The organism is Nocardia sputorum, from assembly GCF_027924405.1.
GTDB classification, from domain to species: domain Bacteria; phylum Actinomycetota; class Actinomycetes; order Mycobacteriales; family Mycobacteriaceae; genus Nocardia; species Nocardia sputorum.
On record NZ_AP026978.1, the window covers coordinates 1,367,493 to 1,379,430 of the forward strand.

The window sequence follows — 11,938 nt, forward strand, 5'->3', positions numbered from 1 at the left end:
CGCTACCGGCGCCTACCGCGAATCGCGGTAGGCGCCGGTGCTATTTTCGGCGACTCGGCCTGTCGTCGAATATTCGTTTATCGCCGCAATGGGGCCGGCCATCGGAATCCGATAATCCGTCCCGAATTGCGATTCACCGAAAGCGGATTCGGGGCTCCGTTTCGTATACCGAGAGCCGGCGCGATGGTCGCTGTGCGGTAACGGTGCTCACGCACGCCACAGCTGGTCGCCGGCGCGGGACAGCACGATGTTCGGCACCACGGCGTTGCGCGACAACCGGGTGATCGCCAGTACCATCTCGGCGATGTCGCCGGTGGTGAGCATGGCGGACCGGTCGAGGACACCCCGCTTCCAGGCGGTCATGTCGGTGTCGACATAGCCGGGAGACACCGCCGTCGCGCTGACACCGTTGCCGGACTCCTCCAGGGAGACCGTCTCGCACAGCGAGATGAGCGCCGCTTTGGTGGCTCCGTACGCGGCGAGGCCCGCCTCCCCGGCGACACCGGTGATCGAAGCGAGCGCGACGATCTTCGCGCCCCGCTCGCGGTCGGCGTCCGCGCTCTTGCGCAGCAGCGGCAGCGCCGCCTGGATGAGGGTCAGCGGCGCGCGGAAATTCACGTCCAGCATGCGCTCGTATGCCTTCGCGGGCAGGTCGGCCACGGCGCCCGCCGTGCCGGTGCCCGCGCTCAACACCAGCGCGTTCATCCCGCCGAAGCGTTCCTCGTGGGCCCGCACCAGGGTGCGTACCTGATCGAGGTCGTTCATGTGCGCGGCCACCGTCTGCACGTCCGCTCCGGTTTCGGCACGTAGACGCGCCGCGGTCTGCGCGAGGGTGTCGGGCGTGCGCGCGGCGAGGGTCAGGTGATAACCCTCGCCGGCCAGGCGGCGCGCCACCTCCGCGCCGATGCCGCGGGATCCGCCGGTGACCAGCGCGGTACGGGTGCTCATCCGAGGCGTTCGATGATCGTCGCGTTGGCCAGGCCGCCCGCTTCGCACATCGTCTGCAGGCCGTAGCGGCCGCCGGTCTGTTCCAGATGGTTGACCAGTGTCGCCAGGATGCGGGTGCCGGACGCGCCCAGCGGGTGACCGAGGGCGATCGCGCCGCCGCGCGGGTTCAGCTTCTCCGGATCGGCGTTCACTTCCTGCCGCCAGACCAGCGGCACGGGCGCGAATGCCTCGTTCACCTCGTAGGCGTCGATGTCATCGATGCTCAGCCCGGCGCGGTCGAGCACTTTGCGGGTTGCGGGAATCACTGCCGTGAGCATGAGCAGGGGATCGTCACCCACCACGGCGAACGAGTGGAACCGGGCGCGCGGGCGCAGGCCCAGTTTCGCCGCCGCCTCCTCGCTCATGATCAGCGCGGCCGAGGCCCCGTCGGTGAGCGGCGAGGAATTGCCTGGAGTGATCGACCACTCTATCTCGGGGAAGCGTGCGGTGTACTGATCGTCGACGAAGGCCGGTCGCAGCTTCGCGAGGCTTTCGCCGGTGGTGGCGGGCCGGATGGTCTCGTCGGCGGTCAGCGTGCCCGCCGCGACCAGTTCGTTGTCGAAACCTCCCCGCGCCGCGGTCTCGGCGGCGAGCCGATGCGAGCGGGCCGCGAACTCGTCCAGCGCGGTGCGGTCGAACTTCCACCGGGCGGCGATCACCTCGGCCGCGATGCCCTGCTGGATGAGGCCGTCCGGGTAACGGTGGGCGAGCGGGCCGCGGTTGGCGTCTTTGCCTTGGCCGTTGGAGAACATCGGCGCCCGGCTCATGGATTCCACACCACACGCGATCGCGATGTCGTAGGCGCCCGCGATAACGCCTTGCGCCGTGAAGTGCGCGGCCTGCTGGCTGGACCCGCACTGCCGGTCCACCGTGGTGGCGGGCACCGACTCGGAGAAACCGGCGGCCAGCGCGGCGGTCCTGCTGATGTTGAACGCCTGCTCCCCGCTCTGTGTGACGCATCCGCCGACCACGTCGTCCACGAGGGCGGGATCGAAGTCGTTGCGGGCGACGAGTTCGGCGAGCACGCCTGCCAGCAGGGTGGCCGGATGCACCTCCGACAGGCCGCCGCCTGCCTTGCCTTTACCGGACGGTGTGCGGACCACATCGACGATGACGGCGGACCTCATAGCCCTCTCCGATCAGCTAAGTTAACTTCGATTCTCGGTTAAGTTAACACAGATTCGCCAGGTTGGGCCATGCCGGGCCGGGTGTCACGCCGGTTTCGGCGGCGGGGAGGTCTCGGCGAGTTCGTCCAGCACATCCGGACGGCCGTCGGAATCGGATCGGGCCCTACCGCGTCGAGCGACGCGCCCGACCGATCGCGGCTTCGCCGGAGCGAATCGCTGCGACCGGGACGCGCCGCCGAACTCGAGTGACGCGAACGGGTGTCAGGCTGCCGACAAGCGCAGCATCGAGCGCGCCCCGCGCTGGAACTCGAACTCCACGTCGGCGACTTCGGACCGAATTCCGCTGGAGCGCAACTCGTTTCGAACATGATCCAGCAGGTCGTCCAGCTGTCCGCCGGCATGGTCGACGAGCGGGAACACCCGGACCTCCCGGCGGCTCAGCCGCGTCAGTTCCCGCAGTGCGGCTACATGGAAGTCGAAATCCAACCGGTCGGCGTAGGTGAACAGCAGATGCGAGCTCAGCACCAGATCGAAGGCCCGATCGGGGAAGTCGAGTGCGGGCAGGGCGCCGAATCGGTAGCGCGCCGGGTTGACGCGCAGATCATCGGCGAACCGGCCCGCGGCGGTCTTCCGCATCTCGCGGTGGCCGTGGAGATCGCCGTAGAAACCCCAGACGTAGTGGTCGGCGGCGGCTGTCGTGTGCGACGTGCTGTGGTCGAGTTCCGCGGCCGCCAAGGCGGTCAGCTCCGCGGCGGGCAGGCGATAGACCGGATCGACCGCGACCACCCGTGCGCCGAGCGCGGCCGCCTCCACCGCGAAACTGGCCGCACCGCCGGGGCAGTCGAGGATATCGCCGCGCAAGTCGTCGTCGGTGAGCGCGAACATCGCCCGGTACTCGTCCAGCGATCGACCGGTCAGCAAGTAGCCGCCCGCGTCGATCGACTCGTGCTCGTCTCCCATGCGTCGGACGGTAACCGCGACCGCCGCGCGGGGCGAGCGAGTTTTCCCGCTAGGGCTTTCCGCCGCCGGTCGGTCGGCCCGGATACAGGCGCTGAATCGTCAGCGCGGCCGCCAGCAGCCGCGAGTCGTGCGGATCGGTGGGATCGGCCCCGGTGAGTTCGGCGATGCGGCGCAGGCGATAGCTGAAGGTGTTGGGATGCACGTGGATCTCGGCGGCCGCGGCTTTGCGGTCGGAGCCGTGGCGCAGGTGCGCGTCGAGCGCGTCGAGCAGGTGCGGGCTGTCCAGGATCGGGGCGATGCGCTCGGCCAGCCGCGCGCGAGCGGTGCCCGGTCTGGTGAGCTGGTATTCCAGCAGCAGGTCGTCGAGCTGGTAGACGCCCGCGGGCCTGCCGAGCAGCCGTGCGAGCTCGGCGAGGTCGGTGGCTTCCTTCGCGGTCTGCGCGATGGCGTCCTGCGGCACCGCGGGATATTCGGCGAGGAACACCGGTATGCCGAAGTGCTCGGTCAGTTCGGCGGCCAGTCCCGCATAGCGCGCGTCGTCGAGTTCGGTATCGGAACCCGTGGGCAGCAACGCGATTCCGGTCCAGCCGTCGAAGGTGGCCAATGCTTTGGTGCCCGCGAGGGCGTCCAACGCGCGGTGCAGAAGGCGGATGCGGCGGCGTCCGACCAGTGTCGCGACCGTGCTCGGCTGGTCATCGGGCCGGATGTGGATCGCCAGCACCGTGTAGTGCTCGGCCAGCGTGGTGTCCGCCCGCGCCGCCAGTTCCTCGGCGGGCAGCCCGTGCAACAGCGCGGAGCACAGCGCGCGGCGCGCTTCCCGCTCGGCGTTGTAGATGGACTGCTCGACCTCGGTGTAGGTCTCCACGACCGTGATGTTGATCTGCATGAGCAGGTCGAGCAGGCGGCTGCCGATCACGACGAGGTCGTCGAGTTCGTCGCGGGACGCCAGCGCGGCCGCCTCCTGGAGCACCGACTGCGCGGAACCGTGAATGGCTTCGATGAGCAGGGGCAACGGAAACCGGTCCTCGGCGTGCCGTTCGGCCACCGGGGCGACGAACGTCGCGACCTCGGATTTGGTGAAGCTGCGCTGTTCCCCGATCGCTTGGAGCACCGCGCGGCCGCACGCGTAGATCGCCGGAAGCACCTCGGCGGTGAAATGCCCCTCCGGCAGGTCGGCGGCGGGCGGGGTGGTGCCCAGGCCCGCGGCGAGCATGCGCTCGGCGATCTGCGGCCAGCGGGTGAGCAGCCGGGCGACGAGCGGGGCGTCTCCGGTCACCGGGGACAACACGACGGACATGGGCCGATTGTTTCCGACCACAGAATCCCGGGGCAAGGTCGTCGGCGCGGCCGCGCGAATTTTGGCTCGCACGCCAAAATTCCGGCGGAAATCTTCTCCTCGAGGTGCAGTGACATCGCTGCGGCGAGCGCTCTACATTCGGAAAGCGGCTGGCGCATATGGCCCTGATCACATCTGTCTCCAAATGTGGCGCGGAAGACATTTCGTGGCGGTGCACGATTTCACCGCCCGCCGCGTTCGTTCGGCGCGAATGGAAGTGAACTGGATGTTGGCAATGACGCACAACGCTCGGCGGGCGATTCTGGGAGCCGCGATGATCGCGGGCCTGACCATGGCGACCGCGCTGGGCGGCGGGGCGGCGCAGGCGGAGATCGAACCGACCCAGCGGGCCCTCGCCGAGTACATCAGCGCGGGCTTGACGCCCGCGCCGGACGGCAGGCAGCCGCGCGCGATCGTGGACACCGGCAGTTCGTCGGGATGGGCGACCAGCGTCGCCTCCGACGCGTCCGGCGAAGGCCCGGAGATGTCGGCGTATCTGGCCGCCTTCGCCTACGGGCTGACCCATCCCGACGCGGCCCCGCCCGGCGCCAACCGCTGGAACTGCGCCCCGACCGCCGAGCACCCGCGTCCGGTGGTGTTGCTGCACGGCACCTGGCTCAACGCCTACGACACCTTCGCCTCCCTGTCGCCGCGCCTGGCGCGCGCCGGGTTCTGCGTGTTCGCCTTCAACTACGGGCGATCGGGCCTGCTGGAGGGCGGCGGGCTGGGACCGATCCTGCCCGGGCGCTTCGGCGTCGGGCCGATGGAGGATTCGGCGGGGCAGCTGCGGGACTTCGTCGACCGGGTACTGGCCGCGACGGGAGCGCAGGCCGTGGACATCGTCGGCCACTCCCAAGGCGGCACGATCGCCAACCACTATCTGAAATTCGACGGCGGCCAGGGCAAAGTGGGCGAATTGGTGAGCTTGGGCGCCACCCATCACGGCACCTCGTTGCTGGGCATCGCGACACTCGGCCGGATCATCAACAACCTCGGCGTGAATATCCTCGGGTTCTACGAGCCGCTGGTCGGCATCGCGAATATCCAGCAGGCGGCGGGCTCACCGTTCTACGCCGGCCTGAACGCGCAGGGCGACACGGTGCCGGGCGTCGCCTACACGGCCATCGGTTCGCGGCACGATGAGATCACCAACCCGTACCAATGGACGTTCTTGCAGGCGGGTCCGGACGCGACGGTGGACAACGTCACGCTGCAGGACGGGTGCGAGCAGGATATGTCCGATCACCTCACGATGATGTACTCGCCGCGGGCGGCATCGATCGTGCTGCACGCGCTGGATCCGGTCGGGCATCCGGCGCTGGAATGCACTTTCAATCCGTGGATGATCGGCGGTAACGGCGGCTTCTGAGCCCCGTTGTCACTGCATCGGCGCGAGAATCCGCGACCGTCTAATTGGTGCCGGGGACAATTCTTTTCCGGCCGCGACATTGCTTGGGTGGAATACGGGCATCTCGCGCCGTCACCGGCGCGACGGTGCCCGTCAGCACGGCCGTGCCGTCGGAAAGGGAGAACAGGATGAGCGTGGAGCCCGAGTGGGACGGCGGGCCGGTGCCGCCCGATCCGGACGCGTTCGCGCGTCGGCCGGTGCTGCCCGAAGACGATCCGTTCTACGTGCCGCCGCCCGCGGTCGGGCGCTTGCGTCCCGGTGCGATCGTCCGCACGCGGACCGTGGAGATCGGCTTCTTCGCCCTTGTGCCGCAGCGCGTTTCGGCGTGGCAGTTGCTCTATCGCACCTGTGATCTGGACGGTGAGCCGGAGGTGGCGGTGACCACCGTGCTGTTGCCGTGGGGTGCGGATCCGGCCGAGCCGCGCCCGCTGGTCTCGTTCCAGTGCGCGATCGACGCGGTCGCGTCGAAATGTCTTCCCTCCTATTCGTTACGGCGCGGGGCGCGGGCCGCCGGATCGATCCCCCAGCTCGAGCTGCCGTTGATCGTCAGCGCCCTGGCACGGGGCTGGGCGGTGTCGGTGCCGGATCACGGTGGCACCGCGGGCCGGTTCGGCGTGGCCAGGGAGCCGGGATTCCGCGCGCTGGACGCGGTTCGCGCCGCTCTCACGTTCGTCCCGCTCGGGCTGGAACCGGCCACGCCGGTCGGGTTGTGGGGTTATTCCGGCGGGGGATTGGCCACCGCCTGGGCCGCGGAGGCGGCCGCCGAGTACGCGCCGGAGCTGAACGTGGTCGGCGCGGTCGCCGGCTCGCCGGTGGGTGATCCGGCCGCCGCGTTCGTCCGGCTCAACGGCACGTTGTTCGCGGGGTTCGCGGCCGTCTTCACCGCCGGGCTGCGCCGCGGGTATCCGGACCTGGACCGCATGCTGCGCGCCCACCTGGACGCCCGGTATCTGGGCTGGCTGGCCGAGACCGAGACCACCGCGACTTTCCCGCTGCTGTATCGCTTCGCCCGGCGCGACATCGACAAGCACAGCGACGCGGGGCTCGCCGCGATGATCGCCCAGGACGGGTTGCGGCGGATCCTCGACGACATCCACCCGGGCCGCCGCGCGCCCGCCATGCCCATGCTGGTGCTGCAAGGCGTGCACGACGAGGTGATCGCGGTAGCCGACGTGGACGGCCACGTCGCCCGTTACGTGGACGCGGGCGTGCACGTGCGCTACCTGCGCGACCGGCTCAGCACCCATCTGCTGTTGCAGTTCCTGGCGCTGCCGGTCATGGTCGACTGGCTCGCCGGCCGCTTCGCCGGACGCGAGTTGCCCGCGGCCGGTACGCAGACGCGATGGTCGCTCGCCCTCGCCGGTCCGGCGTTGCGCGGCCACCTGGGTTTCGCGGCGTTGCTCATCCGCATGTGGTTCGGACGGCCGATCCGCGCGCCGCGCCCGCCCGAGCTGTCGCGGCTCCGCCCGCGACGGCTGTCCATCCTTTCCGCCGCGCTGCGCAACTCCTTGTCCTGACCCCTGCCGCGCGGCCGCCGACGTGCCGTCTGAGCTGGCCTGATCGCACACCATCCCGCAGCGCCGACGAGATTCGGGTGTCGCCTCACAAAGGTGTCCGTTTTGCTCTAGCGTGAGCACGGTTGGTGCCGAGAGGGGTCGTGGATGCGTAGCGGGATGTTGAGTGTGGCGCAATTGCGGGACCGGGTCGACACGGGTGAGATCGACACGGTGCTGGTCGCCATGACCGATATGCAGGGGCGACTGCAAGGCAAACGCTGCGCCGCGCGATATTTTCTGGACGAGGTGGTCCAGCACGCCACCGAGGCGTGCGAATACCTGCTCGCCGTGGACGTGGATATGACGACCGTCGACGGATACGCGCTGTCGTCCTGGGAGACCGGGTACGGGGACGTCGTGCTGCGGCCGGATCTGCGCACCCTGCGGACGACGCCGTGGTGGCCGGGCACGGCGCTCGTGTTGTGCGACGTCGAGCACGTGGTGCCGGAGGGGCGGCCCGTGCCCGCCTCGCCGCGCCAGGTGCTGCGCAGACAGCTGGACCGGTTGGCCGAGCGCGGCCTGCGCGCGTTCGTCGGGACCGAACTCGAATTCCTCGTGTTCGACGACAGCTACGAGGCGGCCTGGAACGCCGGGTACCGCGGGCTGACACCGGCCAACCAGTACAACGTCGACTACTCGATGCTCGGCACCGGGCGGATCGAACCGTTGCTGCGCCGCATCCGTAAGGAGATGGACGGCGCGGGAATGTACGTCGAGTCGGCCAAAGGCGAATGCAACCCAGGCCAGCACGAGATCGCGTTCCGGTACGACGAAGCGCTGGTCACCTGCGACAACCACAGCATCTACAAGACCGGCGCGAAGGAGATCGCCGCCCAGGAAGGGCGCAGCCTCACGTTCATGGCGAAATACAATGAGCGGGAGGGTAATTCGTGTCACATCCACTTGAGCTTGCGCGGTGAATCGGGGGAGCCGGTTTTCGCGGGCGACGGAGCGGACGGCATGTCGCCGCTGATGCGGCAGTTCATCGCGGGGCAGCTGGACTGCCTGCGCGAGTTCACCTACCTGCTGGCGCCGAACATCAACTCCTACAAGCGATTCGTCACCGGGAGCTTCGCCCCGACCGCGATCGCGTGGGGCCGCGACAACCGGACCTGCGCCGTCCGCGTGGTCGGCGAAGAGCATTCGCTGCGGTTCGAGAACCGGGTGCCCGGCGGCGACGTGAACCCGTACCTCGCCGTGGCCGCCCTGATCGCGGCGGGACTGCACGGTATCGATCGCGGGCTGCCGCTGGAGCCGGAATTCCACGGCAACGCCTACCGCTCCGAGCGCCCTCGGGTGCCGCGGACGCTGCGCGAAGCGGCCCAGCTGTTCGGCGACAGCACGGTGGCCCGCGCGGCCTTCGGTGATGATGTAGTGGAGCACTACCGCAACGCGGCGCGGGTCGAGCTGGACGCCTACGACGCCGCGGTCACCGACTGGGAGCGTATCCGTGGTTTCGAACGACTCTGAGGTCGCGGGAGCCCGTCCCGTGATCGGCCTGCCCACCTACGTGGAGCAGGTCCGCTTCAACGCCTGGGATCTGCCGGGCGCGGTCCTGCCGCACGCCTATGTCGAGATGGTGGCCGCCGCGGGCGGCATCCCGGTGTTGCTGCCGCCCGCGGGCGTCGCGCGTCCCGAGCTGGTGCGGCGGCTCGACGGATTGGTGCTGACCGGCGGCGCGGACGTCGATCCGGTCCGCTACGGCGGCCCGTCGTCCGGGATACCCGGCTACACCAGGCCGGACCGGGACGAATCGGAGTTCGGCCTGTTCGAGCTGGCGCGGGCGGCGGACATGCCGATACTCGCGGTGTGCCGCGGGTTGCAACTGGCGAACGTGGCGCTCGGCGGCACGTTGATCCCGCATCTGCCCGACGTCGTCGGGCACGAGGAGCACTCCGGCGTCGAGGGCGGGTTCACCGCCACCCGGGTGCTGACGATCGCGGGTAGCAGGATCGCGCGCTCGGCCGGCGCGGAACTGAAGGTTCACTGCCACCATCACCAGGCCGTCGATCGGCTCGCGGAGGGCCTGGCCGCCACCGCGTACGCCGCCGACGGCACCATCGAGGCCGTGGAGTCCACCGACGGGTCGTTCCTGGTCGGCGTGCAGTGGCATCCGGAGGCCGACGCCACCGACCGCCGGTTGATCCGGGCACTGGTCGAGGCGGCGGACACCTATCGAAGGGAGCGCGACCGGTGACGACAGCGCAGGTGGTCAACCCGGCGACCGAACAGGTGGTCAGCACCGTCGAACTCGTCGGGGAAGCGGAGACCGACGCGGCCATCGCCCGCGCGCAGCATGCCTCGGCTGCCTGGCGCGAAGTGGCGCCGGGCGACCGGGCACGATTGCTGCGCCGGTTCGCCGATGCGGTCGAGTCGGATCTGGAGCACCTCGCCCGGCTCGAGGTCGCCAACGCCGGGCACACCATCGGCAACGCCCGCTGGGAGGCGGGCAACGTCCGCGACGTCCTGCACTACGCGGCCGGGATGCCGGAACGGCTGCTGGGACACCAGATTCCGGTCGCGGGCGGCGTCGACATCACCCTCCACGAGCCGCTCGGCGTCGTCGGGGTGATCGTGCCGTGGAACTTCCCGATGCCGATCGCCGCGTGGGGCTTCGCGCCCGCGCTCGCCGCGGGCAACACGGTGGTGCTGAAGCCCGCCGAGGTCACCCCGCTGACCGCCCTGCGGCTCGGTGAACTCGCGCTCGAGGCGGGACTGCCCGAGGACGTGTTCCAGGTGCTGCCCGGAAAAGGATCGGTGGTGGGGCAGCGCTTCGTCACCCACCCGGCCGTCCGCAAGATCGTGTTCACCGGTTCCACCGAGGTGGGCACACAGATCATGGCGGGCTGCGCGCGGCAGGTGAAGCGGGTGACGCTGGAACTGGGCGGCAAGAGCGCGAACATCGTGTTCGCCGACGCCGACCTGGAGCAGGCGGCGGCCACCGCGCCCTACGGCGTCTTCGACAATGCCGGGCAGGACTGCTGCGCCCGCTCACGGATCCTGGTGCAGCGCGGTGTGTTCGACCGCTTTCTCGAACTGCTGGAACCGGCGGTGCAGGGCGTGCGGGTGGGCGACCCGTCCGACGAAGCCACCGAGATGGGCCCGCTCATCTCGGCGGCGCATCGGGAGCGGGTGGCCGCGTTCGTGCAGCCCTCGACCAAGGTGGCGTTCACCGGAAGCATGCCCGACGGGCCCGGATTCTGGTACCCGCCGACCGTGGTGCTGCCCAGCGCGCCCACCGACCGGGTGCTCACCGAGGAAGTGTTCGGCCCGGTGGTCGCCGTCCTGCCGTTCGACGACGAGGCCGACGCGCTGCGCATCGCCAACGACACGAATTACGGGTTGTCCGGCTCGATCTGGACCCGTGATGTCGGCCGGGCGCTGCGCGTGGCCCGCGGCGTGGAGGCGGGCAACCTGTCGGTGAACTCCCATTCGTCCGTGCGGTATTGGACGCCGTTCGGCGGGTTCAAACAGTCCGGACTGGGGCGCGAACTCGGGCCGGAGGCCGCGCTCGCCTTCACCGAGACCAAGAACGTCTTCCTCGCCACGCAGTGATACCCGCACATCCGACAGGAGATACGTTGCAGCGCTTACAGGATCGAGTCGCCGTCGTCACCGGCGGCGGGAGCGGTATCGGTCTGGCCACGGTCCGTCGCTTCGCGGCGGAGGGGGCGAAAGTGGTGGTCGCGGACATCGACGCCGGGACCGGCGAGGCGGCCGCCAAGGAGGTCGGCGGCCGGTACGTCCAGGTGGACGTCACCGACGAGGCCCAGGTCGAGGCCCTGTTCCAGACGGCGGTCGATACCTACGGCGGGCTGGACATCGCGTTCAACAACGCGGGCATCTCGCCGCCGGAGGACGATTCGATCCTGACCACCGGCATCGACGCGTGGCGGCGCGTCCAGGAGGTCAATCTGACGTCGGTGTACCTGTGCAGCAAGTACGCCATCGGGCACATGCTCGAGCGCGGCAAGGGCTCGGTGATCAACACCGCTTCGTTCGTCGCGGTGCTGGGCGCGGCGACTTCGCAGATTTCCTACACCGCCTCCAAGGGCGGTGTGCTGGCCATGAGCCGGGAACTCGGAGTCCAGTTCGCCCGCAGCGGCATTCGGGTGAACGCGCTGTGCCCCGGTCCGGTCAACACGCCCCTGCTCCAGGAACTGTTCGCCAAGGATCCCGAGCGGGCCGCGCGGCGTCTGGTGCACGTTCCGCTCGGCCGGTTCGCCGAACCGGAGGAGATCGCCGCCGCCGTCGCGTTCCTCGCCAGCGACGATTCCTCGTTCATCACCGCGTCGCAGTTCCTGGTGGACGGTGGCATCGCGGGCGCGTACGTGACGCCGCTGTAGAACAGCGCCTATTTCGGCGCTCATCATCGAGCGCCGCCATCGGTGGCGGGCATCACACCGCCCGCCGACGCCGCCGACACCAACGTGATCGAGCCGCCCTCCGCCAGAGGGGGTAGCGCCGCCTGCATCGCGGCCGTGTGCGCGAGCGACTTGACCTCGACGTGCCGGCGCCGTGCCGTGTTGCGCACGCTGCTCTCGCGGCCGCCGCCGCCATGCTC

The 11,938-nt window shown here is 69.7% G+C and carries 11 protein-coding genes; 6 read left to right on the top strand and 5 right to left on the bottom strand.

The features are described 5' to 3' along the window. Positions 1–207: 207 nt before the first annotated feature. The 4 genes from QMG86_RS06185 to QMG86_RS06200 form a co-directional block, all read right to left on the bottom strand. Positions 208–948 (bottom strand): SDR family NAD(P)-dependent oxidoreductase, encoded by a 741-nt coding sequence (locus tag QMG86_RS06185; RefSeq protein WP_281878214.1) that lies wholly within the window; start codon positions 946–948, stop codon positions 208–210. Beyond that, positions 945–2,114: a thiolase family protein gene (locus tag QMG86_RS06190; protein WP_281878215.1), complete on the bottom strand. Its 1,170-nt coding sequence runs from the start codon at positions 2,112–2,114 to the stop codon at positions 945–947. Before QMG86_RS06190 ends, QMG86_RS06185 begins: the two co-directional genes overlap by 4 nt. Positions 2,115–2,375: 261 nt before the next feature. Next, entirely contained in the window at positions 2,376–3,074 is a 699-nt protein-coding gene (locus QMG86_RS06195; protein WP_281878216.1) for a class I SAM-dependent methyltransferase, read from the bottom strand. 49 nt (positions 3,075–3,123) lie between these two features. After that, complete coding sequence (locus tag QMG86_RS06200) at positions 3,124–4,371, bottom strand: PucR family transcriptional regulator (protein ID WP_281878217.1); 1,248 nt, start codon at positions 4,369–4,371, stop codon at positions 3,124–3,126. A gap of 274 nt (positions 4,372–4,645) precedes the next feature. Between QMG86_RS06200 and QMG86_RS06205 the strand changes: the two genes are divergently transcribed. From QMG86_RS06205 to QMG86_RS06230, 6 genes are all read left to right on the top strand, one after another. Further along, positions 4,646–5,779, top strand: a complete 1,134-nt coding sequence (locus QMG86_RS06205; protein ID WP_281878218.1) for an esterase/lipase family protein — start codon at positions 4,646–4,648, stop codon at positions 5,777–5,779. A 167-nt stretch (positions 5,780–5,946) separates the two neighbouring features. Further along, positions 5,947–7,335, top strand: coding sequence for a lipase family protein (locus QMG86_RS06210; protein ID WP_281878220.1), 1,389 nt, complete (start codon positions 5,947–5,949; stop codon positions 7,333–7,335). 144 nt (positions 7,336–7,479) lie between these two features. Further along, the gene (locus QMG86_RS06215; protein WP_281878221.1) at positions 7,480–8,844 is read left to right on the top strand and encodes a glutamine synthetase family protein; all 1,365 of its coding nucleotides are present in this window, start codon (positions 7,480–7,482) and stop codon (positions 8,842–8,844) included. Beyond that, complete coding sequence (locus QMG86_RS06220; protein WP_281878223.1) at positions 8,825–9,571, top strand: gamma-glutamyl-gamma-aminobutyrate hydrolase family protein; 747 nt, start codon at positions 8,825–8,827, stop codon at positions 9,569–9,571. The genes QMG86_RS06215 and QMG86_RS06220 overlap by 20 nt, the downstream gene beginning before the upstream one ends. Continuing rightward, positions 9,568–10,929 carry an aldehyde dehydrogenase family protein gene (locus QMG86_RS06225; RefSeq protein ID WP_281878224.1) on the top strand — a complete coding sequence of 454 codons (1,362 nt, stop codon included), beginning with the start codon at positions 9,568–9,570 and terminating at the stop codon, positions 10,927–10,929. The genes QMG86_RS06220 and QMG86_RS06225 overlap by 4 nt, the downstream gene beginning before the upstream one ends. Then, the gene (locus QMG86_RS06230) at positions 10,929–11,720 is read left to right on the top strand and encodes a 3-oxoacyl-ACP reductase (RefSeq protein ID WP_434085672.1); all 792 of its coding nucleotides are present in this window, start codon (positions 10,929–10,931) and stop codon (positions 11,718–11,720) included. The genes QMG86_RS06225 and QMG86_RS06230 overlap by 1 nt, the downstream gene beginning before the upstream one ends. A gap of 23 nt (positions 11,721–11,743) precedes the next feature. On the opposite strand, the gene QMG86_RS06235 is transcribed toward QMG86_RS06230, so the two are convergent. After that, a complete protein-coding gene (locus QMG86_RS06235) occupies positions 11,744–11,908 on the bottom strand; it encodes a hypothetical protein (RefSeq protein ID WP_281878226.1) in 165 nt (54 codons plus the stop codon). Positions 11,909–11,938 lie beyond the last annotated feature (30 nt).